The 25,972-nt window shown below is 73.8% G+C and carries 11 protein-coding genes; 3 read left to right on the top strand and 8 right to left on the bottom strand.

Annotated elements, in window-relative coordinates:
- Positions 1 to 8 precede the first annotated feature (8 nt).
- Positions 9 to 8,411: a hypothetical protein gene (locus tag IF61_RS32440; protein WP_043189824.1), complete on the bottom strand. Its 8,403-nt coding sequence runs from the start codon at positions 8,409 to 8,411 to the stop codon at positions 9 to 11.
- Positions 8,412 to 8,617: 206 nt separating this feature from the next.
- Here IF61_RS32440 and IF61_RS0119530 point away from each other — a divergent pair, with 206 nt between their 5' ends.
- Entirely contained in the window at positions 8,618 to 9,604 is a 987-nt protein-coding gene (locus IF61_RS0119530) for a WXG100 family type VII secretion target (RefSeq protein WP_030367740.1), read from the top strand.
- A gap of 82 nt (positions 9,605 to 9,686) precedes the next feature.
- On the top strand, positions 9,687 to 9,992 hold the full coding sequence (locus IF61_RS0119525; RefSeq protein ID WP_030367739.1) for a hypothetical protein: 306 nt from the start codon (positions 9,687 to 9,689) through the stop codon (positions 9,990 to 9,992).
- A gap of 62 nt (positions 9,993 to 10,054) precedes the next feature.
- Here IF61_RS0119525 and IF61_RS0119520 read toward each other — a convergent pair whose 3' ends face one another.
- Both IF61_RS0119520 and IF61_RS33435 read right to left on the bottom strand, forming a co-directional pair.
- Positions 10,055 to 14,728 carry an FtsK/SpoIIIE domain-containing protein gene (locus IF61_RS0119520; protein ID WP_030367738.1) on the bottom strand — a complete coding sequence of 1,558 codons (4,674 nt, stop codon included), beginning with the start codon at positions 14,726 to 14,728 and terminating at the stop codon, positions 10,055 to 10,057.
- Complete coding sequence (locus IF61_RS33435; protein ID WP_052392828.1) at positions 14,725 to 16,620, bottom strand: hypothetical protein; 1,896 nt, start codon at positions 16,618 to 16,620, stop codon at positions 14,725 to 14,727. The genes IF61_RS0119520 and IF61_RS33435 overlap by 4 nt, the downstream gene beginning before the upstream one ends.
- Positions 16,621 to 17,234: 614 nt before the next feature.
- Between IF61_RS33435 and uriT the strand changes: the two genes are divergently transcribed.
- Positions 17,235 to 18,710, top strand: a complete 1,476-nt coding sequence (gene uriT / locus IF61_RS0119510; RefSeq protein ID WP_052392827.1) for a uridine transporter UriT — start codon at positions 17,235 to 17,237, stop codon at positions 18,708 to 18,710.
- Between the two features lie 225 nt (positions 18,711 to 18,935).
- Here the strand turns inward: uriT and IF61_RS0119505 are convergent, their stop codons facing one another.
- From IF61_RS0119505 to IF61_RS0119485, 5 genes are read right to left on the bottom strand one after another with little or no spacing between them, the layout of a single operon-like run.
- Positions 18,936 to 20,168 (bottom strand): aromatic ring-hydroxylating oxygenase subunit alpha, encoded by a 1,233-nt coding sequence (locus IF61_RS0119505; protein ID WP_157848627.1) that lies wholly within the window; start codon positions 20,166 to 20,168, stop codon positions 18,936 to 18,938.
- A gap of 37 nt (positions 20,169 to 20,205) precedes the next feature.
- On the bottom strand, positions 20,206 to 22,929 hold the full coding sequence (gene redH, locus IF61_RS0119500; protein ID WP_030367734.1) for an undecylprodigiosin ligase RedH: 2,724 nt from the start codon (positions 22,927 to 22,929) through the stop codon (positions 20,206 to 20,208).
- Between the two features lie 58 nt (positions 22,930 to 22,987).
- Positions 22,988 to 24,058 carry an SAM-dependent methyltransferase gene (locus tag IF61_RS0119495; RefSeq protein ID WP_030367733.1) on the bottom strand — a complete coding sequence of 357 codons (1,071 nt, stop codon included), beginning with the start codon at positions 24,056 to 24,058 and terminating at the stop codon, positions 22,988 to 22,990.
- Entirely contained in the window at positions 24,046 to 24,903 is an 858-nt protein-coding gene (locus IF61_RS0119490; protein ID WP_030367732.1) for a thioesterase II family protein, read from the bottom strand. Before IF61_RS0119490 ends, IF61_RS0119495 begins: the two co-directional genes overlap by 13 nt.
- A complete protein-coding gene (locus tag IF61_RS0119485) occupies positions 24,890 to 25,969 on the bottom strand; it encodes an NAD-dependent epimerase/dehydratase family protein (RefSeq protein WP_052392826.1) in 1,080 nt (359 codons plus the stop codon). The genes IF61_RS0119490 and IF61_RS0119485 overlap by 14 nt, the downstream gene beginning before the upstream one ends.
- Positions 25,970 to 25,972 lie beyond the last annotated feature (3 nt).

Below are 25,972 nucleotides of genomic sequence, written 5' to 3'. Positions count from 1 at the left end.
ACTTCTCATTACCCGTCAGCCCCGGGTTGCGGGGGTTGTCCGAGGCGGCCACGCGCCTCGGACTGCAGGTGTTCCGCCCAGCCCACGTTGTGGTACTCGCGCAGGAACACCCGCAGGTTGTCCATGCGCGTGTCGAAGGGCCTGGACGTCTTCCAGAGGGCTCCCAGACCCCCTTGGGACTCCAAGGGCCCCAGAAGCTTGGACCAGGAATCGACGGCGTGCCCGATGTTCTCCTCGGACAGCGTCTGCCGCTCCCTGATGGCGGCGGCCAGGTCGGCGAGTCCGGCGAAGTCCTGCTGGGCCGCCAGTTGCCTGCGGAACTCGTCCATGCGCCGCTTGTACGGGGCGATGAGATCGCTGGTCAGCAGCTTGTACTGCTCCTTGCTCCAGACGGCCTTGTTGTCGATCTTCTCCAATGCGAGGTCGACCCTCCGCCGGTACGTGGTCTCCAGCCCCTCGTAGATTGTCTTCGTGTAGGTCAGCTCACCGCCCGGTTCCAGGCGGAGGTCACGGGTGAGGTCGTTCGTCCTGGAGAGCCCGAGCCATGCGCCCCTGTCGCTGTAGAGCATGTCGCTCTCCTGGCTGATGATCTTCCACTGCCCGCTGCTCCTGTCGTGCCACAGCATGTTGGCGGCCTGGTACTGCCCTCGCTTCACCGGCGTCTCGTACTCCGCGTCGCCGAACCAGTCGACCACCTGCCGGTCCTGATGCAGGCGGAAGCGCATGTCGGCACCCTTGCTGCTGCCGGGGGACTGGAAGTGCCAGGCGGTGAACCCGGTCTCGTCGACGTTCGTGACGGCCAGGGCGCAGCCGTTCATCGTGGGGGTCACCACGAATTCGGACCCGGGGTGTTCGCCGGGCACCCTGGGAACGCGCACCGTCCCGATGTGCGAGACGACGTTCCCGTTCGCGCTCACGTTCGGGAGTCCGCTCATGTATGGGAGGAACACGGGGGACAGGTAGTCGTCGTCCCGCGCCACCGGGGGACGGCGGTCCGCGTACTTGGCCAGCCCGGCGCGGTCCGCGTTCACCTGGATGTACTTCTCGACGGCCGGGGTGAGCATCACGGTGGTGTCCCGGGCCGGCCGGCCCTCGGCCTGGTGGATCACGAACCAGTGGCGGCCCTCCCAGGTGTTCAGTTTGTCCAGGAAGCCTGCGATGTCGCCACTGTTCAGCCAGGGCGACCTCGACGCGATGTTCACGTCGAAGCGCACGGAGACCACGTGCGACGTGAAGAAGGCCTCGGGCTCCGTGACGAAGGCCCGTGTGAGCCGTTCGTCCTGCGGCGCGAGGTTCGTCAGCGGCGCCGGGGCCGGCTCTGCGGCGTGTGCCGGCGGAGCGGGGGCCGGGGCTGTGGTGAGGGTGTCCGGCACGATGCCGTCGGACACGATGCCGTCGGGCACCGGATTTTCCGGTACGGCGCCTTCGGGTCCCGCGTCCGGCAGTCCGGTGCCGGAAGTCCCCTCGCCGGGGTCGGTCCGCCGCATGCCGCCGGGCAGTCCCTTGCTCTCCTTCCCGCTGCGCGTGATGGTCTCCTCGATCTCCGCCCGCACCCCCTGCGGGTCGACGCCGAGAGCTCTCAGTTCCTCCCCGGCCCGGTGCAGCCGGTCCTCGGCGGCCGCGAGCCGGAGCTCGGGCTGCGAGGGGCCCGACGGCAGGGCCGACGGGCCCGCCCCGCCGGCGAACCGCTCGTTCCACTCGTTCAGTTCGAACTGGGCGCGGGCGTGCTCGGCGTACGCCTCCGCGTACGCGTCACGGGCCCGGGTCACCGGCAGGTGGCCTTCGCCGGGGCCGGCCGCGGGCTCGGAGATCCGGAGCGTTCCGGTCCCGGGGGCGGTCTCGGGGGCGGGGGCGTGCCCGGACGCGAGGGCATCGAGCCGGGCCTGGGCCTCGCGCTCCAGCTCGCGGGTCCAGCGCGGGTTCCCGAAGCGCTCGACGATGCCGTTGAGCCGGTCCCTCAGGGGGGCGTCCAGCGTGGTGCCGTCCAGGACCCGGCGGAGGGACTCCGCGGTTCCGAGGCGCAGGTTCCCGAGGTTCTGCGCGGTCTCCACGAGTGCCTTGAAGTCACCGGCCGCCGCGAGCTCGCCCTCTTCGGCCAGCCGGGTTTCGAAGACCCTGTCGAGGATGTTCCTCTGCAGCGAGCCCGCCAGCCCGGGGTCGTTGCGGAGCGTCGCGAGGACGGAGACGAGCTCCCCCTCGATCTCCAGGCCGTGCTCGATCCGCATGCCGTCGTAGATCCGCCGGGTGTACGCGGGCACGTCGCCGCCGGTGAGGTCGAGCGGGAACTCCCTGGTGGTCCGGCGCAGGGCGAAGTCCTCGAGGCCACGCCCGGTGGCGGTCGCCCGGTACTCCTGGCTCAGGACGTGCCAGGTGCCGTCCGACCGGTGCCGGAGGACGTTCGTGGCTCCCTTCCACCGCCGGGAACCGTGCTCCGGCGTCAGGTACATCGCGTCACCGACCCAGTCCCGCACCGAGCGTTCCGGCGCGGGAGGCCCGTTGAAGCCGTCACCACCGCGCCCCGCGCGGAACCTCGTGGCGTAGGCGTTGGGGGCCTCGCCCCCGGGGGACTGGTAGTGCCAGGCCTTGAAGGTGTCCTCGGTGACGTCGGTGACGGCGATCGCGCAGCCGTTCATCTCCGGGGTGAAGACGAACGCAGAACCGTTTCCTCCCTGCGGGGTGCGGGGGATGACGGTGCTTCCGAGGTCGCCGTCCTTCTTGGCGATGCCCGTCTTGTACGGGATGTAGTGCGAGGAGAGGTAGTGGTCGTCGGACAGCGGGCGGAGAAGACCGGGATGCGTGCGGAGACCCTCGAACAGTTCCCTGGTCTCCCGGGGCACGAGGGCGAGATCGGGGAAGAGCTCGCCGCTGTCGAACGCCTGGACGTACCGCTCCACCGCGGGCGTGAGTATCACGGTGCGGTGGCTGAGCGGGAGGCTGTTGTCCCGGTGCAGGACGAACCAGTGCCGGCTCCAGCCGCCCATCCTGTCCACGAAGGCGTTGCTCTGCCCGAGGCTCAGACCCGGCATCCGCTCCCGGATGCCCCGGGCGAGCTCGGTGGACACGGGGTGGGCGTCGAGGAACCGCACGGGGTCGGCCGCGAACGCCTCGGACCGGGCACCTTCCAGCGCGCCGAACGGGTTGTCGACATGCCCCACGGGCGCCACGGGCTGGAGGGCGGGGACGGTCACCGGCCCCGGCGCGTGGTCAGGACCGGGCACGGTCTCGTCGAGCGCGCCGGGCACGGCCTCGTCCGGCACCGGCTCGTCCGGCCCGCCGGCCGGCGCGCCGGAGTCCGTCGCCTCGTCGGTGAGGTGCGCCGGTGCCGTCTGCGGCGGGTCGGTGTGCGGGAGCTCTCCGCGCCGTGAACCGCCGAGCGCGGTCCCGTCCCCGGTCCGGATCCTCGCCACGGCATCGTCGATCCGGTCGCTCGTCGCCCGCGGGTCGATGCCGAGCTCGCGGAGGCAGTCCTCCGCGTGGGCCAGTTCGCCCTCGGCCGCGTCCCGTTGCGACTGCAGGAGCTGCTGACTCCTCGTGGGCCCGGCCGAGGGGCCGGTGTGCAGATCGCGCTCGACGCCCTCCTGCAGCCGGCCCAGATCGGTCCGGGCGAACTCGTACGCGTCCCACGCGGCGAGCCGGACCTCGGCCTCGGGGCCGGTCGTGCCGCCGGTGATGATCTCCTGCCGGACCCGGATCCGCTCCTGCATGACCCGCGCCGCCTCCTGAGCGTCTGGGCGCCCGCCGGACGAGAGGAGGGGCTGGGGCTCCTGGGCGTCGGCTCGCCCCTTGCCCTTGTTGCCGGACGGGGGCGGAACCGGCGCGGGCGCGTCCTCCGCGGGGTGGACGGCCGGAGGGACGGGGCTGGTCTCCGCGGGGCGGACGGCCGGAGGGACGGGACCGGTTCCTCCGGCCTCGGCGACCGTCGCGCCTCCGGTGCTCACCGGCGGCTGAGCCCCGGCGGTGACGTGGTTCCCTGCCCTGATGCGGGCCTCGGCCTCGGTGGCCGCGGTGAGCCACCCGGAGTTCTCGAACTCCCCGACGCTCCATTCGATCTTGCCCTTCAGGGACTCGGGCACGGCGAGGTCGTCGAGGGCCCGCCGGACGCCCTTCGCCGTGGTCTGACGCTGCGCCTTGAGCGTCGTCACCGTCGTGGCGAGCTCCTCGAAGTCCGTGACCTTCGCGAGCGGCGCGTCCTCCCCGAGGATGGTGCGGGTGATCGGTTCGAGGACGACTTCCTGGAGCTCGTTCAGCGTGCGGGGTCCGATGCCCCGCGTCTGCAGGTGTTCCAGCAGTTTCTTCTGGAGCGCGGTGTCGGCCGCCTCGCGCATGCCGTCGTAGATCTTCTTCGTGTAGGCGAGTTCGTTGCCCGGCGTGAGGCGCAGCGGCTGGGCGAAGGGCTCGCGGGGCAGCGTGAAGGCGCCGAGTTCCAGGTTGAGCGGTGCCCGGTACTCGTGGCTCAGGATGTGCCAGGAGCCGTCCTCCCGGCGCCAGAGGATGTTGGTCGCGCCGTTGCGGTACCCGTCGGGCATCGGGCCGAGGTAGCTCGCGTCGCCGAACCAGTCGGTGGGGGACCGCTCCGCCCGGAAGGCGGCGGCGAACTGACGCTGTGACATTCCGTTGGGGGACTGGTAGTGCCAGGCCCGGAAGGTGTCGTCGGTGACGTCGGTCACGGCGAGGGCGCAGCCCGTCATCTCCGGGGTGAACACGAACTCCGCGCCGACGTGGGTGCCGGGGTTCCGGCGGATGACGGCGTTCCCGATCGTGCCGGCACCCTTGGCGACGCCCGGCTGGTACGGGATGTAGCCCGAGGCGAGGTAGTTGTCCGCCGCCATGGGCCGGGGGAGCGCGGGGTGATGAGTGAGTTCCTCGAACAGGTCCATGACCTTTGGGGTCACGTGGGGGGTGTGGAACAACTCGCCGTTGGCGAACGCCTGCGCGTAGCGCTCCACCGCGGGGGTGAGCAGCAGGGTGCCCTCACGGGCGCCGGCGTCGCCCGCCCGTACGAGGACGAACCAGTGTTGCGTGGCCTCGTCCATCGTCTGGAGGAACCGGTTGGCGAGTTCCTGCGTGAGACCGGGCATCCGCTGCGTCATGCCGACTTCGAAGGCTCCGTAGAGGGGCTGCCTGCCCAGGAACGCCAGAGGAGCGCCGGTGAATTCCGCGGTGAGGCGGCCCTCGGCCTGCGCGAACCGGTTCTCGACCTGGCCCACGGTGACCTCGTGGCGGGCCGGCGGCACCGGAGCGATCTCCGGGGCCGCCCCGCCGTGAAGCGGTCCGCCGTCCGGGACGGCGAGGTCGTCCAGCGGCCCTTCCGCCAGGTCGTCGGATCCGTGCACCGCCGGGGACGCCGGGGTGCCGGCCGCCTCGTCGGCGAGCACCCGGGAGAGGTCGGGCCGTTCCGCACCGCCGGGCGTGCCGCCGCGTTCGAGGACCGTGCGGACGTTCAGCGTCCGCACCTCGTTCAGCATCGCATCGGGGTCGACGCCGATCTCCCGCAGGGCTCTGCGCGCGTCCACGACCTCGGTCACGGCGGCGTCCAGCCGGGTCGCCGCTTCGGACCGGACCCGGGTGGGCCCGGTGGAGGGTCCGGCGCCGGGGGTCCGGGGGGCGCCGGCGCCCGCGTCGCGCTGCGCGGTGCGCAGGTTGACGAGGGAGTGCTCGTACGCCACGTAGCGCTGCATGCGCAGCTCGGCCGTCGCCCCGTCCGCGGCACCGCCCGTGATGACGTGCCCGATGGAGAGCCGCAGCTGGTTCCTGACGGTGGCCGCGGCGTGTCCCTCGACGTGCGTCGGCACGGGTGCGGCCGGGCCGAGGGGCGACGCCTGCCCGGGCCGGGACGGCGGACGGAGGTCGCCCGGACCCGTCGGGCCGTCCGGGTGGCCGGCCTTGCCGCCACGGGGCGCCACGCCGTCGCCCGCGGCTGCGGGGTGCGAGGGCCGGGGCGCGGGCGGCTGCGGGGCGGCCTGCGCGAGCCGCGGCTCCCCGGCGGCCTCGGCCGGGCGCCCGGGCCGGGCCACCAGGTCCAGGGCCTGGGTGTCCACGCGGGACGGGGAGACCCCGGCCGCGTCCAGGGCGGAGCGGGAGGAGACGCCGCCCGCGGGCGTGCCGGCCGACGCGCTCAGGCCCGCGCTGCGGGGGCGGGCGTCGTCGCCCTTGAGGAGGGCGAGGGCCTGCTCGCGGCTGTTCGGCGCGGGCACCGGCGTCGGTGCGTCGGCGCCCTTCACCGGGTGCGGGGCCTGCGGCGCCGCGTCCTTGAGGGCGGTGCCGGAGGGGGCGTGGGCGGTGCCGTGGGCCGCGGGGGCCGCCGCGCCGTGCGGCGGGGAGGCGACGTGCGTGGTCACTGGCGGGACGGGCTGCGCGGCCAGTGCGCCCGGCACCCCGCCGTGCGGCGCCGCCGTGTGCGAGGCCGCGTTCGCCACGGCGCCGTCCGGGATCGCGGCCGTGCCGGGGAGGCCGCCGGTGTGCGGCACCGCCGCGTTCGGCGCCGCGTGCGGGACGCCGCCGTGGGAGCCGGTGGCGAGCGACGTCAGGGTCTGGGCGTTGACCGTCACGTCGGTCTCCCGGCCGATGCGGAGGGAGATGCCGTCCGCGGTGATGCCGCGCACCGTGACGTCGCCCTGCTGCAGGGCCACGAGTTCGGGGAGCTTCAGGTCGGAGAAGTCCTCGGCGTGGCCGATGGCGCTCCGCGCCAGGACGTTACCGTCGTCCAGGGCGCCCAGGCTCTGCGCGAGTCCTCCCGGCGCCTCCACGCCGTGCCCCGTCACGGGCACGTCCGTCAGGAGGGAGAGCCCGGAGGGGTGGCGGGCCCCTTGCACGACGCCGAGGGCGGTGTCGGCCGGGAGCAGCAGGTTGCTGTCGAGCCGGACCTGGCCCAGGGAGGCGTCGAGGTGGGTCAGGGAGGTGATCGCGGAGTCGCCCGCGGCCGACGCCGGAACGGCCAGGCCGGCCTTGCCGAGCGTGAAGTTCCCCGGCATGGGCGGGGTGACGAGGCCGGAGACGGCGTGCAGGCCGGGCGTGGCGCCCGTGCCGGCGTGCGTGGCCGCGCCGGGGTGCGACATCAGCACGTCGCCCAGCTTGGCGAAGCCCAGTTGTGTGAAGTCGAGCGCGGGGGTCCGGGTCAGCGAGAGGTGGAACAGGTCGGTGGACACCGACCCGAAGCCGGGGCCGAAGCGGAGGCCGCCGAACGGGCCGGCACCGAGGTGCTCTCCCGCCCGGCCGGCGGACCAGGCGTCCCGTCCCGCCCCGGCCGCCGGGGCGCCGGCCTTCATGAGGTACTCGAGATCGCCCGCCCTCGCCATCATCTGACGGAGCGAGTACTGCGGGATGCCGAGCACCCGGTCGCCGAAGGCCAGGGCCGCCGCGCCCCGGAAACCGAGGACGCCGATCTCGGTGAAGTTGAGGGGCACCAGGGCCGCCACCATGAACCGGCCGAGCCGGCGCAGGGTGACCGCCCCGTAGGCACCGGCCTTGGCCCAGCCGCCGTTCAGGCCCCCGGTGATCTTCACCCAGTCCTCGAGGCCGGCGCGGCCGAGGCCCTTCACACCGTTCCAGAGCATGGGCAGGAAGCCGCGCAGCCCGCCACCGAGCTTGGAGGCGAGGAGGATGGGCGCCACCACCAGGCGGCTCGTACCCGTCATGAGGGCGATGCGCCCCACCTGGTTCATGAAGCCGGTGGCGCCCGCCTTGAGGCCCTTGCCGAGGGCCTTGAGGGTGCCGCCGATGCCCTTGGTGGACGGGAAGAGCATGCCGAGGAAGGCCAGCCCCAGCTGGAGGCCCGTGGCCTTGCCCTGGCTGAAGTCGACGGCGACCTTCACGAACTGAATGGCGTTCATCGCCCAGGCGAGGATGCCGAGGAGGCCGCCGGTGAAGATGGCGAGGACGGAGAAGATGATCGTGAAGATCTCGAAGACCTTCCAGAACGTCTCACAGGCGCTCGTCGGCTGCTGCATCCGCTCGCCCGCCTCGGTCAGCCGGTGACCGAGCTGGGTGACGGCGGCGGCCAGAGTGCCGCGGGCGGCCGAGACGCGCTCGGTGAGCGTCTGCCGCTGGGGGTCGTCCTGAGCCAGCCCCTGGGCGGCGTTCAGGGCCTGGCCGGCCGCCGTCTGGGCGTCGCCGACGGCGGTGGCGTAGGCCCGCAGTGCCGTCTCGGCCATCAGGAACGACTCGCGGACCGATCCGGCGAACTTGTTCAGGTGCTCGTCCACCTTGCCGCGCAGCGCGTCCGCCGTCTTGCCGATGAAGCGCTGCCCCTCGCCGGAGGTCTGCTGCAGGGCGTTCAGGCCGTCGTGGATCGTTCCGGCGGTCTCGGCGAGCCGGTGCATCGCGTCGGCCAGGCGGTTGATGACGGCGGGGTCGCCGGGCGTCGGGTCCCCGCTCAGCCCGACAGCACTCCAGTCACCGGGACGCGTGGCCACCTCGTACTTCCCCCCTGCCGCGCACTGCGCCGCCCTCTTTGGGGCGGCGCATGGTCAACCTGTCCGATGGGATCGGAGCCGCTTCGGTTCACTCTGTGCCGGAAGTCACCAAAGGTACGGAAGTCTTTCCTGTTCCGAGTGAACGGATCGCGCAGGACGGTCATCTGTCGGAGTGACAGGTCCCTGCGAACCCCGAGGAAGCGACCGTGCCCGACATAGCCGTGGACTACGAGCTGCTCTACGACGTGGCGAAGCAGGCCCGCTCGTTGAAGGAGCAGGTCCACGAGGCGCGCACCAACACCCCCGACGCCTCGGTCGAGGACATCGGCTCGGCCGGGGCCAGGACCGCGGTGCGTCAGTACTACGTCCGGTGGACGGGGGCCTTCCGGGACTCCGAGGAGAAGCTGGACAAGCTCGGAGAGCTCTACGACAACGTGGCGAAGGGCTGGTTCGACTGGGACGCCCGGCACGCGAAGGCCGCGAACGAGCAGGGCGCCGCCATCGCCGCGGACCAGTGGAAGGGTCAGAAGGCCGCCTGGGACGCCTGGCAGAAGCTGGTGGCCGAGGGAAAGGCCGACCCGAAGGACCCGGACGCCCCGAAGGACCCGGGAGCGCAGCCGACCTCCTTCACCACCCGGGACCCCAGCGGCAACACCACGACCACCACGTACACGTACGACGGCGACAGGCTGAAGTCGGTCACCACGACCGTCACCAGCAAGAGCGGTCTGAGCAGTACGGAGACGACGACCTACCAGCCCGACGGCACCTACGAGTCGCGGTCCACCGACGGGACCGGCAACGTCACGGTCTCCAACGGCCGCTCCACCACGACGGACACGCCCGACGGCCGCAAGTCCACGACCAACAACTTCACCAGCACCACCACGGACACGGAGGGCAAGAAGACCACCACGAGCGGCGACACCACCTCGGTCTTCAACCCGCAGACGGGGGAGCGGACCTCCCGCACCACGTACACGACGACCGGTCCCGACAAGAACGGCAAGGAACGGACCGTCAAGGGCACCATCGACACGACCGTCGACGGCAAGGGCCACGAGACGACCACGACCGTCGAGGTCAAGAAGGACGGCAGCGGGACGAAGACCGTCGAGACCCCCGACGGCAGCTCGCAGAAGTGGGTCAGCAACAGCGCGGACAAGGACACCGGCTGGCGCCTCGAACCCTGACCCCGGCCGCCCCCGCCGCGGCATCACCTCACCCGGATCACCCGGATCACCCGCAACCCGGGATCACCCGCAAGGAGCCACCATGCCCCAGGGCAACATCAACATCGACTACGTGGAGATCGACAAGGTCTCCAAGACGATGGACGACGCCGTCACGCACATCGTGCCGATGCTGCAGACCACCAAGACCACCGTCGAGGGCCTGCTGGACAACGGCCTGTTCATGCAGCAGAGCAGCCCGGCGATGAAGATGTCGTACGAGAAGCTGACGCAGTCGCTGTCCGAGGCGATGAAGGGCATCACCACCTTCGCCGAGCAGTTCCGCAAGATCAAGACGGCGGTGGCGCAGATGGACGCGGACATCGCCAAGAGCACCAACGGCGGCTGACCGCAGCGGCAGCGCACGACGGGGCGCCCCCGGCCCGCGGGCCGGGGGCGCCCCGTGCGTCGTCACCCCTCCTGCAGCACGGTCTCCGGCACGAGCAGGGACACCAGCGCCCCGGTCACCGGATCCACCGTCAGCCCGCGCCCGGGCACGGGCCGCGAGCGCAGCAGGTCGTACGGCAGCCGCACTCCGAGCATGTCGCCCTCACTCGGGGACTGCGGGGCCAGCAGCAGCCCCTTGCGGACCCTGCGCGCCTGCCCCAGCCAGCCGAACCCGGCGGACGTCAGCGTCTCCGGAGCGCCCGCGGCCGCCAGGCCGAGGCCCCGGTCGCGACCGGTGGCCGCGATCTCGCGCAGCACCTCGTCGGCGGCGGGCATCGAGGACAGCAGGTCCGCGTCGTCGACCAGCACCACGGCCGGGCCGGTGCCCGCGTCGAGCGCGGCCCGCACGTCCTCGCCGGACGGATCGGGCTGCTCCAGCACGGTCGCCAGCGGGTGCCGGGCCAGCCCGCGCAGCGGCGATTCGCGCGGGGTGAGGGCGATCACCCGCGTGCCCCCGGCCAGCAGGGAGACCGCGAGGGACGCCAGCGTCGTGGAACGACCCGTCCCGGGCGGGCCGCTGATCAGGAACGACGGGGCGTCCGCCGCGAAGTCCACGCCCAGCGGGGCCAGGTCGTCGCCGCTGATGCCCAGCAGGCCCCACAGCGGCCGGCGCCGCGCCTCGGGCACCTTGTCGTACGCCTCGGTGAAGGAGATCTTCGCGGGCAGGGTGAGCACCTTGGCGGGTCGCCGCCCGGCCGGGACGTCGCGGTCGCGCCGCTCCGCCCGCGCACCGATCTCCCGCAGCGCCTCCGCCTGGTCGCGGCCGCCGGCCGGCGCGGCGGCGCCCTGCGCGGACCGGCCCAGCAGGGCCACCTGGATCTCGGTGCCGCTGCCGCCGCGCCAGGCGCGGCCCGGCGGCACCAGCTCGGGAACCTGCTTGGCCGGTATGCCCGCGAGCGTGTACTCCGACCGGTCCGTCAGGCGGAGCAGCAGGCGGTCGTCGTTGAGCGCGGCGGCCTTGCCGGTCAGCAGGGCCCGCTCCGAGGTGGCGACGACGTGGATGCCCAGGGGCGCGCCCTCGCGGATGAGGGCGGTGAGCTCCTGGACGGGGCGCCCGCCGTCGAGGTCGCCGAGGAGGGCGACCAGCGAGTCCCAGCCGTCGACGAGGACCACGATGTGCGCCGGGCGGTCCTCCGGCCGCAGCAGCGACCGCAGTTCGGCGAGCCCGCCCGCGCCGTGCGCGGTCAGCAGCTCCTGACGGCGGGCCGTCTCGGCCATGAGCCGGGAGAGCAGCCGCCCGAGGCGCTCCAGGTCGCCGCGCGGCACGACGGCCCCGCAGTGCGGCAGCGGGGTGAGCGCGGCGAGCGAGCCGCCGCCCGCGTCGATGCCGTACAGGTGCACGTCCGCCGTGGAGTGGCGGCGGGCGAGCGCCCCCGCGAGCGTGCGCAGCACCTGGGAGCGGCCCGAGCGCGGGGTCCCGATGACGTAGAGGTGGCCGAAGGCGCTGAGGTCCAGCTCCAGGGCCTCCTGCCGCTGGGCGCCCGGCAGGTCGGCGAGCGCCCAGGGCACCGGGGCGAGGTACCCGTCGGGAAGGCCCGCGGGAACGGGCCGCTCGGGCAGGTCGTCCAGGGTGAGCCGGTGCGGCAGCGGCGGCAGCCACGGGCTGGGCTGCTGCGGGATGCCGAGGGCGCCGGCGGCCTCCTGGACGGCTTCGACGAGCGCGGTGAGGTCGGTCGGGCCCGAGGGGTCCTCCAGGGCGCCGGCGTCGTCCTCCGCGGCGAGGTCCGGCCCCGCCGCCGGTGCCGGACGCCCGAGCTGGGCCCACGTCACGTCCGTCGCCCGGATCCCGGCGGCGGTGACGGTGCGCTCCGGCCGTACCGCGACCGGTCCGGCCTCCGCCGGCCCGTCCTCGCGCGGCGTGCCCGCGTACGCGGTCTGGAACGGCAGGACGGACCGGTGCCCGATCCGGGCCAGCGCCCGGCCGGGCGTGCCGGCGGAGATGCCGACGGCGTCGTTGACCTCCAGGACGTCCTGGCTGTCCATGGCGTCGGTGACGCGCAGGGAGATCCGCAGGTTGGTGTTGGCCCGGATGTCGGCGGTGACCACTCCGGCGGGCCGCTGCGTCGCCAGCACCAGGTGGATGCCGAGGGAGCGGCCCCGCTGGGCGATGGAGACCAGCCCGGGGATGAACTCCGGCACGTCCCGGGCGAGGGTGGCGAACTCGTCGATGACCAGGAGCAGCCGGGGCAGCGGCGCCAGGGCCGGGTTCCGCCGCCGCAGGGCGCGGTACTCGGGGTGGTCCTTGGCGCCCACCCCGGCGAGGACGTGCTCGCGCCGGGTCAGTTCGGCGCCCAGCGAGGTGAGCGCACGCTCGACGAGGTGGCTGTCGAGGTCGGTGACCATGCCGAGGGTGTGCGGCAGGCGCACGCAGTCCTTGAAGGCGCTCCCGCCCTTGTAGTCGACCAGCACGAAGGTCATCTCGTCCGGCCGGTTGACCGCGGCGAGGGTGGCCACCAGCGTCTGGAGCAGCTCGGACTTGCCCGCGCCCGTGGTCCCCGCGATCAGGGCGTGCGGGCCGTCCTTGACGAGGTCGAAGGCGACGGGCCCGGAGTAGCCCGAGCCGAGCAGCATGCCGGTGGCCGCGGGCCGCCGCTCCCACCTGCGTACGAGCTCGTCGCCGCGGGGCGGTTCGAGATCGAGCAGCCGCAGCAGGCCGACCCGGGCGGGCAGACCGTCGGAGCCGTCGGGGGTGACGTCGCGCACGGGCGCCAGGGCGCGGGCGATCCGCTCGCACCACGCGGCGTCCACCAGGTCCGGGCGGGCCGTGGTGACGTCGGTCCGCCCCGTGCGGCGCAGGGTGAGTTCGCGGGCTCCCACGGAGCAGACCGAGACGCACTCCTCCGGGAGCATCCGCTCCTCGCGGTCGACACAGATCAGGAAGACCCGCACGGCGGGCCCCTCCTTCAGGACCTGGATCATGCCGGGGACGTCGCGCAGCAGGCGCGCCCCGTCGAGGACGACGAGCAGGTCGGGCTCGGCCGTCAGCGTTCCGCTCAGGCCGGACTCCCGGGCCCGGCTGCGGGACCGGACGGCCGAGACGAGCTCGGTGACCCGGGCGGCGACGGTCTCGGGGTCGTTGCCGAGGGTCACCGCGGGCCCGCCCGCGGCCGGGGCGGCCACGCCGCCCTGACCGGGCCGGGCGTGCGGCAGCCAGCGCACCCACTCCCAGCCGGCCGCGCCCGCCGCGTCGGTGAGCACGGTGATCCGGACGTCGCGCGGGCTGTGCAGGATCGCCGCCTGGGCGACGGCCCAGCGGGCGAGGGCCGCGGTGGCCTCGCGCTCCCCGGCGATGCCGAGCACCCCGTCGCCCGTCAGGTCCACCCCGACCGGCATGTCGGGGATCTCCCAGTGGACGGAGCGGTGGTTGTCCTCGCGCGCGGCGTCGTCGACGGTGAGCAGGGACGGCTGCCGGACGGTGCCGACGCGCAGGTGGAGGTGGTCGGCGTGGGAGCGCTGGCGCTCCCAGAGCCGGGCGCCGGGGCCCACGGCCCACAGGCCCGCGGTCGCGGGGTCGGGGGCGGCCTCGGTCCGCAGCGCGCGCTCGCGGTCCACCTTGTCCCGCACGTCCTGCTCCAGCGACGCCCGGCGCGTCCGGTGGCCGGCGACGGCGGCCACGTAGTCGCGCCGGCCGTTCCGCTTCCCGCTCCAGTGGTTGGCGAGCGCCAGCACCGGGCTGAAGAGCGCGAACACCAGGTAGTAGTACGACTTGAGGAAGACGACCATGCCGATGCCCATGACCAGGGGCGACAGCATCATCAGCAGCGGGATCGCCCGGTGGGCGGGCGGGGCGGGCGGAGCGGGCAGGACGAAGCGCTCCGGCTGCAGCGGCGGGACGATGCGCGGCGGCCGGTTGAAGTCCAGGTGGGCGCCGTCCGCGGAGACCGCGAGGGCGGCGTCCGCCTCGGTCGGCTCGGCCACCCGCAGCAGGAACTCACCGAGGACGAGCTCACCGCCAAGCGGCCACACGCACCAGCCCGGCGGGAGCGGCTCGGCGGTGTCGGCGTCCGGGTCGGGAAGGTCGCCCGGCGGCGGAGGGGGCAGCGCAGGCGCGTCCGCGCGCGGCCGGTCGGGCGGCGGGACGGGCAGGGAGAGCGCGACGTGCGCGCCCTGCTCCCCGGCGTGGAGCAGGACCGTGCCGTCGGGCCGCACGGTGACCCGCACCCCGGGAGGCGGCACGTCCCGCCCCTCCAGCCGGACGGAACCGCCCGGCTGCGGGCCGATGGTGTGGGTGCCCGGCGCCAGCGGCCAGACGCGGCCGGCTCCCCGCCCGCCGACGAGCTGCAGCTCCACGCCCGCGGCCCGCGGCAGGCGCTCGCCGTCGGGGGTCCGGGACGGGGGCGGGAGTTCACCGCGGGGCGCGCCGTAGGCGGCGGATCCGGGCCCGGCGGGTCCGCCGAGCCCGAGGCGGACGCCGTCGCGGAGCCCGGCGGCGGAGAGCGTGGCGCCGGGCGGGAGCGGGCGGTCGCCGAGGTGGAGGACGGGCGGCTCGGCGCCGTCGTCGCCGGCACCGGCGAGCTGCGCGGCGAGGGCGCCGACGGTGGTGGTGCCGGGGGCGTCCAGGACGAGGTCCCGGTGGAAGCCGGGCTCGGCGTCGGAGCCCGGCGCACCGGGGGAGGTGAGGCTGACGAAGAGTCTCATGGGCGTTCGGGGGTCCGATCCGGGTGCGTGCGGGAGGCGGCGGAGACGCCGGGGGCGGGACGGGAACCGGTCCCGGACCCGGGCTCGGGTTCCGGCTCCAGCCAGGAGCCGGGGGCGGGGGCGGTTCCGGGGACCGCCCCGCCCGGGGCCGGAGCCGCGGGGACGGCGGCACCGCCGGGGGCCGCCGGCCCGGGTGCGGCCGAGGACGGCCGCCCACCGCGGCCGGCCCCGGCTCCGGGCTCGGTTCCGGCTCCGGGCTCGGCGAAGTCACCTTCGCGCGGCCCGGGCACGCCCGGGCCGGTGGGCACCGGGGCCGGGGCCGGGACTGCGGGTGCGAGGGCACTCGCGCCGGTCGTGACGGGGGTGGGCCCGGATGCCGCTGGTGGGACCGTGGAGCCGTCTTCGGGAAGAGGGTTGGGTGCCGGTGGCATGGGGGCGGGGGGTGTCGTGCCGGTTGTTCCGGCGGTGGGCCCGGACGTTGCCGCCGGTGGGACCGTGGAGCCGGTTTCGGGAAGAGGGCTCGGTGCCGGTGCTGGCGGCACGGGGGCCGTCGTGCCGGTCGTGCCGGGGGCGGGCCCGGACGCCGCTCCCGGGACCGGGGAACCAGCCCTGTGAGCCGTGTCCGGGCCGGGCGCGGGCGCTGCGGTGCCGGCCGGTGCGGGCACCTTTCCGGCCTCCGCGCCGTCGCCCGGTGCCGGTGCCGGAAGGGTCGGCGGTACGGGGACAGTCGCGGGTCCGTCGCCGGGCCCGGCCCCTTCCACCGGTTCCACCGGGACGGAGCCGTGCACGACGGGGCCGCCCCCGTCGCCCCCCGGGCCGGTGGGCGGGACCTGTCCGTCGCGGGCCGCCCACCAGCCGGTCCCGCGGCGGCGGAACCTCTTGACGGCGGAACCCACCGCCGTGCTCAGCGCGGCGGCCTCCACGTCGAGGCCGGCGCCCGGCACGAGCAGCCGTCCGCCCGTCTCGGCGTGCAGGCTCCAGCAGTACCCCGGCAGCCGCCCGCCCACCAGGGCACGGACCTGCCCCGAGGCGCACAGCGCGGCCAGCCGCTCCCACTGGGCGGGCGACGGGGTCCAGCACACCAGCACCACGAGCGGGGCGTCGCCGGAATCGACGGAGGCGTCCGGCGCGGCGGCCTCCAGCTCGTCGAGGATCCGGTCGAGCTCCCGGCCGGGGTAGCGGTGGTGCACCCCGCGGGCGACCTGCACCACCGGCCCGTCGGCGAGCAGGTCGAGCTGCGCCGCCAGCGCCTGGAGGACGCTGCGGGCCACCCGCACGTCGCCCTCCAGGCTCACGACGGGCGGCCCGCACATCCAGTCGGCGACGACCGTCGCGCCCGAGAGCCGGTCGGCACCGACCACGAGCGGCAGCGTCCGCCGGGCGGGCGGCGCCTCCGCGCCGGCCCCGACCGCGGCGGCGTCGGCCGACCACGTCCAGCCGCCCGGCTCGTCACCGGCGTCCCGCCAGGGCGTCGTCGCCGCGCGCGGACTGCGCCCGGCCACGACGACCGCGACCCGCCGCCGGTCGGCGCTCACCGCGGCCGCCGGCACGCGGCAGCCCTCTCCGGCCTCCCGCTCCGCGCCGGTCAGCGCGTGGTCGACCAGCGCGGGGGCGGCGGGGTCGGCGAGGAACGACGTCAGCGTGCGGACCCTTCGCCGGTGCAGCCCGCGGGCGCGGAAGGGCGCGGCGAAGGCCCGCCGGGTCATCCGGAGCTCCCAGGCCACCCGGCGGCAGGCCCGCCGGGCACCGCCCTGCCGCGCGACCGCCCGGATCAGCCACCACAGGAGCAGCACCAGGACGGCGGCCATGCCGGTGAGGATGAAGGACGATTTCTGGTCGGGCATCGGCAGGGCGATCGCCCAGGAGCCGCCGCCCGGTCTCCCGGTGGTCACGGGCACCACCGGGAGACCGCGGGAACGGCGGGGGCCGGGGGACGCTGACGGCGAGTCAGAGGCGGCCGGTCGTGGGATCCGGGCGGTTGGGTCGGCACGGGAACCTCGGGAGGGACGGAGCGGACGGAAGGGGTGCCACGGGGTGCTCCGTGGACGCCTGTCGGCCGACCGCACCCGTGGTGAGCAGCGCATTCGTGCCGACATCGAGGTACATGGCAAATGCAGGCGCCAGGTTGTCTGGGATCGCGCCGGGTGGGCGAACGTGGCCGAATCTCACCCCTCGCGCTTCCGGGAAGGCGTACGGGGCACACCCCGGGTGTGCCCCGTGTCACGTCCCCGCCGCCCGCCCGGGATGGCGTGGGCGTATGACGGACCGTGGTCGAACGATCCCGGAAGCGCCCGGAAAATCCCGGGTACCATGAAGGAACACAGACCCCCTTCGACGGGGGTTTTCGCAGGTCAGTGCTCTGTCAGTGATCTGTCGACCCGATGTCCGGACGGAGCGGCCACGCTCCGGCGGCGTTCCCGGGATTCCCCGTCGTCCCGGGGTTTTTCTGTGTGCGCGCAGCGCGTCCGCTGTGTCGCGAGGCTCCACTCACCCCCTGCGTCGAGGCATGAACGTTTCTCTTACCGACCACCGCCCTGCCCGCGTGGGCGTGCTGGTCACCGCACTCCTGACCGCCTGCATCGCCTTCCAGCTCAACGCGAGCATGCTCAGCCCCGCGCTGAAGAGCATCGAGGACAGCCTCGGCGCGAGCTCCGCCGAGATCGGGCTCACGCAGACCGCCTTCTTCACGTCGGCGGCCCTGTTCTCGCTCTTCCTGCCGCGGCTCGGCGACGTCATCGGCCGCCGCAAGGTCCTGGTCGGCATGCTCGTCCTCATGGCCGCCGGCTGTGTGATCGCGGCGCTGGCGACGAGCGTGCCCATGCTGTTCGCCGGGCGGATCGTGCAGGGCTTCTCCGGCCCGGTCGTCCCGCTGTGCCTGATCATGCTGCGCCAGGAGGTGACCGAGCCCAAGCGGTACGGCACCCTGCTCGGCGTGATCACCGCGGTCAACGGCGGCATCGCCGGCGTCGACTCGCTCGCGGGCGGGTTCCTCGCCGACGAGCACGGCTTCCAGTCCGTGTTCTGGGTCATGGCCGTCGTCGCCGTCCTCGCGGCCGCCCTCGCCGCGTTCCTGACCCCCGAGTCCAAGGTCCCCGGCGCGGACCGGATGGACTGGCCCGGCGTCGGCCTCCTCGTGGTGTCCGTGGGTTCGCTGCTCGTCGCCCTCAACGAGGCCGGCAAGCTCGGCGCCGCGAACTGGGGGCTGATCGCCGTCCTGGTCGTCGTCTCCGCCGCCGCGTTCGCGCTGTTCTGGCGGACCGAGGGCCGCAGCTCGCACCCGCTCGTCGCCACGCACCACCTGCGCCGGCGCTCGACCTGGGCCACCCTGCTCACCACCACCCTCACCATGACCGGTGTCTTCGCCGTCATGAACGGCCTGATCCCGGCCTTCGCCCAGGACGCCGACGCGGGCCTCGGCATGGGCGCCGAGGGTTCCGCCTGGTGGACCCTGACCCCGTACGCCCTGGCCGGCCTGGCCATGGGCCCGCTGGCCGGGCGCCTCGCGGCCACCCACGGCTACGGCCGCGTCCTGCGCGTCGGCCTGGTCGGCTCCGCGGCCTCCGTCGTGCTGATGATCCTCACGATCCCCGCCCACTCGAAGGCCCTGCTGCTGGTGGCGTCGCTCCTCGTGGGCATCACCTACGCGGGCGTGGCGAACATCGTCCTCAACGGCCTCGGCATCGTCCTCTCCCCGCGCGAGAACCCGGGCTTCCTCCCCGGCCTCAACGCGGGCGCGTTCAACCTGGGCGCCGGCCTGAGCTTCGCCGTCCTGTACGCGGTGAAGACCGCGGTCCAGCCTGCGGACGATGCGGCGTCCGCCACGGGCTACACCTCCGGCATGATCGCGGGCGTGGTCATCCTGGCCGCCGCCCTGGCGACGTCCTTCCTCATCCCGAAGCCGGCCGAGGCCGAGGCCGCAGCCGCGGATGAGGCCGCGGTCGACGCGACGGGTGCCGAGGCGCCGGTCCGGGCCCGCGGCTGACCGTCGCCCACGGCGCAGGAGAAAAACCCCGGCTCCCGAGCCGGGGTTTTTCGTATTCCGGACGGGCGGTGTCCGGCCGGGATCAGCTGTGTCCGGCACCGCCGGTCCGCCGTTGCGGCTGATCGCCGATGCGGCGGATTTGTGAGGCCGGGCCTCACAACCCACCCCTTCAGCGTCGTACGGCGGGGCCTGTGAGGCCCGGCCTCACAAGCATTGCCCCGGGCCTCACCGCGTCCCGCTCGCCCGTGCCGCCGCCAAGCCCTCGCCGTTCGCGGCCGCCTTCGGCGCCCTCCGGCCGTTCGCCGGTGCCGGGTGCTTCCCCGCGGGCTCCGGTGCCCCGGCGGCCGGCAGCGGATCCGCCGCCGTCTCCTTCTCCTTCGCCGTCTCCTTCCCCGTCTCCTTCGGCGTCTCCTTCGCCGCCTTCGGCTCCGCCGCCTCCTGGATCAGCCGCGACCGCATCGCCAAGTACTTGGCGTTGAGTTCGTCGACCGGGGTGAACTTGCTGACGCCTCCCTCACTGATCTTCGGTTCCTGGCGCTCCATGATGCGGACGTCCTGGACGTCCTGGATCCACTTCTCCATGTACAGGGACATCCAGGGCAGGACGCGGCGCAGCTTCTCCGAGCGGAGCAGCGGTTTGAACGCCGGGTACTCGTACCAGCGCAGGATGTGCTCGGTGTGCCCGTCGTCGATGGGGACCAGCCACGACGTCGCCTCGAACTGCTCGGTCTGCACGTGCACCTGGCAGGGGAACGTGAACGTGATGACGTAGTGCGTGGTGTTCTTCGGGTCGGCCTCGTCCTGGTGGTCGAAGGAGTAGCGGAGCGTCTGCCGCTCGGTGTCCGTCTCCAGGTGGTGGTTGACGATCTTCGTCGCGGAGAGGTAGCGCTCCTTGCCGTCGAGGCCCAGCTTGCGCGGGGTCCCGTAGAGGAACAGGTAGTCGATGTAGTTGAACCAGTGATCACGGTGGACGTACGTGATGTGGTAGAACTCGAGCAGGCTTTCGATGTAGCGGGTGTAGTGGACCGGGCGCGTCCAGTGCAGCGTCGAGTGGACCTTCGGGTTGTCCGCCACTTCCGGAGCCGCCTGGATGTCCGGCAGTCCGGCGCGCTCCTCGCCCCACCACAACCACACCAGGCCGTGGGCTTCTTGCACCGGGTGCACGGGCACCCGGAGCGAGCCGGGTATTCGGGCCTCCGACCCGAGCGAGGGGATGGCCTTGCAGCCGCCGTCGGGCCCGTAGCGGAAGCCGTGGTACGGGCACTCGACCGAGTTGCCCTTCATCCGGCCGTCGGCGAGGTTCGCGCCCTTGTGGGGGCAGCGCGCGCCCTGGCAGACCAGGTTGCCGTCGAGGTCGCGCCACAGGACCAGCTCCTGGCCCATCCGGCGGACGCCCGTGGGCTTGTCGTTGCGCACCTCCTCGGCCGGGAGTATCGGATACCACTGGTTGGGAATCATCTTTCGTTCCTCCTCGGTGGGTTGCGCTGACGGTGGATCAGCCTTCGACTACCTCCACCACCCCCGTGTCCCCGTCGACCATCACCATGTCCCCCGTGCTGATGCGCTGCGTCGCGTACTTGGTGTTCACGACCGACGGCACGTGGAACTCGCGGGAGACGATCGAGCTGTGCGACAGCATCGAGCCGACGTCGGTGACGACGCCGCCGGCGATGGCGAACAGCGGGGTCCACGAGGCGTCGGTGTAGCGCGTCACGAGGATCTCGCCGGCCTCGAACTCGTCGGCCTGCCAGACGAGGTCCTCCACGATGCGGGCGCGGCCGACGACGCGCCCGGGGCTCGCGCCGAGTCCGCTGAGCCGCGCCCCGCCCGGGGCGGGGCGCACCGCCTGGGTGATGTCGTGCTCGCCGATGAAGGTGAGCGGCGGCTCGGGGAGCCGCTTGCGGTACTCGTGCAGGCGCCGTGCCCCGTCGATCCGCTCGCGCGGGAAGGCCGCGGTCTCGTCGGCGTCCCCGGCCAGATAGGCCCGTACGTCCTCGAAGTCCAGGTGGGCCACCTCGTCGGGGGAGTGCAGGACACCCGCCTCCACCAGCCGCCGGCCCACCTCGTACACCACGTTTCGCACCAGCCAGATCGAGGTGATCATCGACATGCGGGTGGTCTCGCGCAGCTCGCTGCACAGCGCGTACAGCGAGATGACCGTCTCGATCACCTTGCGCTGCGGCAGCGAGAGCTTCTTGAGGATCTCGCGCGAGTCGTCGTGGTAGCCGCTGCTGCGCCGCAGGATGTCGTCGGTGGAGAAGCCGTCGGAGGCGTACCGCCGGATCATCTGGAAGATGTACGAGGGGTCGTCGATCCACCGCGGGTGGCTGAGCTCCATCTCCTGGTGGCCGCGGGTGCCGTTGGCGCGCAGGAAGGGCTCCATCCGGCGCTCCCAGAAGGCGGCGCCCTCGTCGTCCGCGCGCAGCGCCGCCGCGACGTTCTCCAGCGGCTCCTCGTTGATGATCTTAAGGACGCGGGGGCGGTCCTTGGCGGCCTGGGCGACGGCCCAGATCTCCTTCGCGGACTCCACGGTCCGCAGGCTCGACATGTCGGTCTTGATGCGGTTCTGCAGGTTCCGGCCCTCCTCGCCGAGCCACAGGCGGCACAGCTCGGTGAGGATCCCGTAGAACCCGAAGGCGTTGATGTAGTACGGCATGTAGCCCACGTGGCTGTCGTGGAAGTAGCCGAGGTTGCGGGTGAGTTCGGCGTGCAGCTCGCGGCGGCTCATGCGCGAGAGGTCCAGCCGCCGGGCGCGGTCGAACTCGTAGAGCCGGGAGGCCACCATCTCCTTGGACCGCGACTTCATCCGCACCGCCTCGGCGGCCGTGCAGCGCAGCCAGTGCGCCGTGGACAGTACGTCCTCGATGCCGCCGGGGAACTTCCCGAACGGGTTCACGTAGTCGGCGAGCGCTCCTCCCTCCCCTCCCTCCCCTCCCTCTACGTATTCGCCGACGAACCGCTTGGTGAAGTGGCGCTGGTCGCGCGTCGGCAGGGCCTGGCCCAGGAGGTGGGCGCTGTAGGAGATGTTGAGGTAGACGTGGCCCTGGTAGTAGCCCATGTGCAGGTCGGCGTCGCCGGTGTCGCGGACGCCGAGGGCGGCGGCGCAGTCCACGTGGACGTGCTTCTGGTAGTAGCGCGCGAAGCTCAGGCCGAGCGGCGTCATCAGCCCGACGAAGATCTCCCCGATGTCCATGCGGGACCACAGGGTGCCGTGCTGGACGGGGTCCGGCTGCTGCACCACGTACGGACTGAGCGTCCCGGCGCGCGCCGCGTCGTCGCCGGGGAGCGGCCGGGTGGTGATGGGGCGGGTCTGGAAGAGGTGGAACACCCCGTCCCGCAGGCCCCATTCGACGTCCTGCTCGCTGCCGTAGTGCTCGCGCACCCGCAGGCCGAGCCCCGCCAGCTCGGCGAGCCGGGCGTGGTCCAGGCAGGGGACGCTGCGGTCGGCGGCGTCGACCTTCGTCATCCCGATCTTCCCGGGTGCCAGCGGCGCCCACTTGGCCACCTTGTAGCGCACGCGCTCCTCGACGACCTCCAGGCTGCGGTCGTCGACGACGAACAGGTCGCTGGAGACCCGCCCGGAGACCAGGCCCTCGCCCAGCCCCCGGCAGGCCTCGACGACCACCCGGTGCGGCCGGGCGCTCACCGGGTCGACGGTGAACAGCACGCCGCTGACGTCGCAGTGCACCATCTCCTGGACGACGACGGCCATGGCCTCGGCCGCGTCGCCGTCGCGGTAGGCGGTGGCCCGCGCGGACCACAGCGACGCCCAGCACTGCCGAACGGCGTCGAGCAGCGCCGCGTCGCCCGCCACGTCCAGGACCGTGTCGTGCTGCCCGGCGAAGGAGCGCGCCGCCGAGTCCTCCTTGAGCGCCGAGGAGCGCACGGCCACCCGCGGCCGCCCGAGCCGCTCGTAGGCCGCGAGGACCTCGTCGGCGAGCGGCGCGGGGATGCGGGTCGCCAGGATCAGCTCGCGGACGTCCCCGCCCTCGGCGCCCTCGATCTTGCCGGCCAGGCCGGTGTCGGCGAGGTAGCGCGCGAAGAGGCCGGTGGTGAGGCAGAAGGCGGGCGGCACCGGCAGCCCCGCCGCGATCATGTCGGCGAGCCGGGCCGCCTTGCCGCCGAGGACGGCCGCGTCGGCGGTCCCGGGGCCGCCGAGGACGACGACGTCGCCGGCCTGCGGCGCGAGGGTCACGGGGTCAGTGGAACGGGTTGCCATGTCGGGCTCTCCTGGGCGCTCGGGCCGTCGCGGGACGTGCGGGGTGCGGTGCGCGGGGCTACTTGCTGGTGGCCGTGAAGGCCCGGAACTGCTCGCCCGGGACGAGCCGGGCCGCCTCCACGCCGGTGAACCCGGCGCGCTCCAGCTGCGCGACGAGCTCCTCCTCGCGGGGCAGCGGGCCGCCGAAGTCGGCGTAGGTGAACCACAAGCTGAGGACGTCCAGGCCGATGTTCCCGCCCTGGCACGAGGTGGTCAGCAGGATCCTGCCGCCCGGCGCCAGCAGCGAACGCGCCTTCGCGAGCGCCGCCACGCGCTCGTCCTCGGCGAAGTAGTAGATGTTGTTGTGCATCGTCACGAGGTCGAACTGCGGCTGCAGGTCGAGGGTGCGCAGGTCGCCCTGCCGGGTTTCGACGCGGTCGGCGAGCCCCCACTCGGCCATGTTCTTGGTCGCCGTCTCCGCGACCTCCTCCTGCATGTCGATCGCGAGGGCCGACAGGCGCGGGTTCAGCTGCGCCGCGTGCCGGACGTGGACGCCGCTGCCGCAGCCGACCTCCAGCAGCCGCACGGCGTTGTCGCGGTCGAGGGTGCGGGCGATGGCGGCCTCGACGAACGGCTCGATCACGCGCGTGGAGCGGGCGATGACGAGCCCGTCCTGGTCGCCCAGCGAGAAGCGTTCGCCGGTCGCCGCCATCCGGGGGCCGCCCAGCAGCACCGGCACGTGGAAGCGCAGCACCTCCTCCAGCGCGGCCGCCAGGGCGTCGTTGCCGGCCCGCGCGAGGGTCCGGGCGGCGATGCTCTTCAGCCGGTAGCAGCCCTCGCGCCGGTCCAGCTCGCCGAGGCGCACGCCCAGCTCCAGCCAGGCCCGCAGCCGCTGCTTGTCCTGCGCGGCACCCAGCTTGCCGGCCAGCGACTCCAGGTCGCAGGGGCGCACGGCGAGCCAGCCGAGGACGCCGGAGCCCGCGGCCGAGGCGAGGAAGGCCGCCCGGTAGACGGGCGTGATGAAGCCCTTCGACACCGCGAGCAGCAGGGGCATCCGCCAGTTGCCGGCGATCCGCACCGCGGACAGGGCGTCGCCGAGGGGCTCCCCGACGCGGTCCCTGACGCTCTTGACCAGGTTCAGTACGTCCATGACGGTTCCTTACGCTCGGATGGGGTGCCCAAGGCCCGGGGGAGCCGGGCGAGCTCGCCGCGCAGCTCCCGCAGCAGCCGCTGCCGCGCGGGGCCTTCGGCGGTGAGGAAGAAGTGGTCGCCCCGCACGTGGTGGTGCAGGAACGAGCTCGTCGTGTACGGGCGCCAGGCCTCCACCTCGGCGGTGTCGGCGACCGGGTCGTCGCTCGCGGAGAACGCCGTCATCGGGCAGTCCAGCGGGCGGCGCGGCCGCCACCGGTAGCCGTTGCAGACCCGCAGGTCGGCGCGGAGGACCGGCAGCCTGCGGTCCAGGTAGGCGCCGTTGAGCAGCACCTGGTCGCCGTCGCCGAGCGCGCCGATGCCGGCGGCGAAGTCGCGCAGCTCCGCGTCCGGCAGCAGGTGCTCGGTGCGGTCCCCGTACAAGTGCGGCGCCCTGCTGCCGGAGACGAACAGGTGGCGCGGCCCGGGCTCGCCGCGGTCCCGCAGCGCGCACCCCACCTCGTAGGCCAGCAGGGCGCCCATGCTGTGCCCGAAGAACGCGTAGTCGCGGGTGAGCCCTTGGCGCACGAGCTCGTCGGCGACGTCGGCGACGAGCGGCTGCGCGCAGGCGTACGGCTCCTCGCGCATCCGCAGGCCGCGGCCGGGCAGTTGTACGGCCGCCACGTCGGCGACTGCGCCGCCGAGGCGCTCGCGCCAGTCGCGGTAGACGGAGGCCGTGCCGCCCGCGTACGGGAAGCAGATCAGCCGGGTCCCGGGCGCGTCGGCCGCGGGCGGCGGCGCGCCGAAGCGCGGGAACCACCGGGCGTCCCGGGACGGGGCGGCGACGAGGGGCTCAGCGGGCGACATGCTTGCGTCCCTCCGGCGAGTCCAGCCAGGCCACGGTGCGGCGCATGCCCTCCTCGAAGCCCACCGGGCTCTTGAAGCCGAACTCCTCCTGCGCGCGGGCGGTGCCGTACGACTGGTCGCGGTCGAAGAGGTGCACGGCGTGGCGGGTGAGGACCGGCCGGGCCTTGATGCCGAAGAGGCCGTAGAGCTTCTCCGAGACCGTCGCGACGGCCGTGGCCACCGGGGTGGGCAGGCTCAGCTTCGGCGGCGGCGCGCCCAGGCCGCGGGCGAGCGCCTCGATGTACTCGCGCCACGTGGTGAGTTCCGGGTCGCGCAGGTTGTACGCGCGCCCCGCCGTGGCGTCCGAGGCGCACGCGTCGATCATGGCGTCGACGGCGTTGCCCACGTACAGCAGGCCGGCCGGGACGCGGCCCTGGCGGATGTAGACCATCTGCTTGCGCAGCAGCAGGTCCGCGATCTCGATGACGAAGTCCTTGCTGCCGGGCCCGTAGACGGACACCGGGCGGACCACTGTCACCGGCATTCCGGTGCGCGCGGAGGCCTCGCGCACGGCCCGCTCGCCGAGCAGTTTGCTGCGGTTGTACGGGAGGCCGGTGTCGCGCGGCTCGGTGCTCTCGTCGCAGGGCCGTACGGGATAGCCGTAGACGTCGGTGGTGCTCACGTGCAGCACGCGCCGCACCGTGCCCGCGAGGGCCGCGGCCTCCACGACGTTGGCCGCGCCGGTGACGTTGATGCGCCGGAAGTCCTCCCAGGCGCCCCAGTCCGCCGACTTCCCGGCGCAGTTGAACACCTGCCGCACGCCGGCCGCGGCCCGCCGCAGGCTGCCGGGGTCGTCCAGGTCGCCGATGACGGTGCCGGCCTCGGAGCCGGCGAACCCCGAGCGGTCGCTGCCCTCGCGGACGAGCACGCGCACCCGGTGCCCGCGCTCGGCGAGGCGGCGGACGAGGTGCCCGCCGATGAATCCACTGGCCCCGGTGACCAGGACGTCCGGCTGCCCGGACGGCTCGCCGGGGGAGGTGGAGGACGGGTCCGTGTGCGGATGCGGGTCCGGTTTCTGCGTCGGCAATGG

This window comes from Streptomyces roseoverticillatus, from assembly GCF_000719265.1.
GTDB classification, from domain to species: Bacteria; Actinomycetota; Actinomycetes; order Streptomycetales; family Streptomycetaceae; genus Streptomyces; species Streptomyces roseoverticillatus.
Note: the sequence above shows the minus strand (reverse complement) of the source record. Positions and strands in the feature narration are given on the sequence as shown.

Bases quoted from the DNA above. Each gene is read 5' to 3' on its own strand.
- IF61_RS0119505 (WP_157848627.1), bottom strand. From the start codon at position 20,168: ATGATTCCCAACCAGTGGTATCCGATACTCCCGGCCGAGGAGGTGCGC.
- IF61_RS0119495 (WP_030367733.1), bottom strand. From the start codon at position 24,058: ATGGACGTACTGAACCTGGTCAAGAGCGTCAGGGACCGCGTCGGGGAG.
- IF61_RS0119520 (WP_030367738.1), bottom strand. From the start codon at position 14,728: ATGAGACTCTTCGTCAGCCTCACCTCCCCCGGTGCGCCGGGCTCCGAC.
- redH (WP_030367734.1), bottom strand. From the start codon at position 22,929: ATGGCAACCCGTTCCACTGACCCCGTGACCCTCGCGCCGCAGGCCGGC.
- IF61_RS0119525 (WP_030367739.1), top strand. From the start codon at position 9,687: ATGCCCCAGGGCAACATCAACATCGACTACGTGGAGATCGACAAGGTC.
- uriT (WP_052392827.1), top strand. From the start codon at position 17,235: ATGAACGTTTCTCTTACCGACCACCGCCCTGCCCGCGTGGGCGTGCTG.
- IF61_RS0119490 (WP_030367732.1), bottom strand. From the start codon at position 24,903: ATGTCGCCCGCTGAGCCCCTCGTCGCCGCCCCGTCCCGGGACGCCCGG.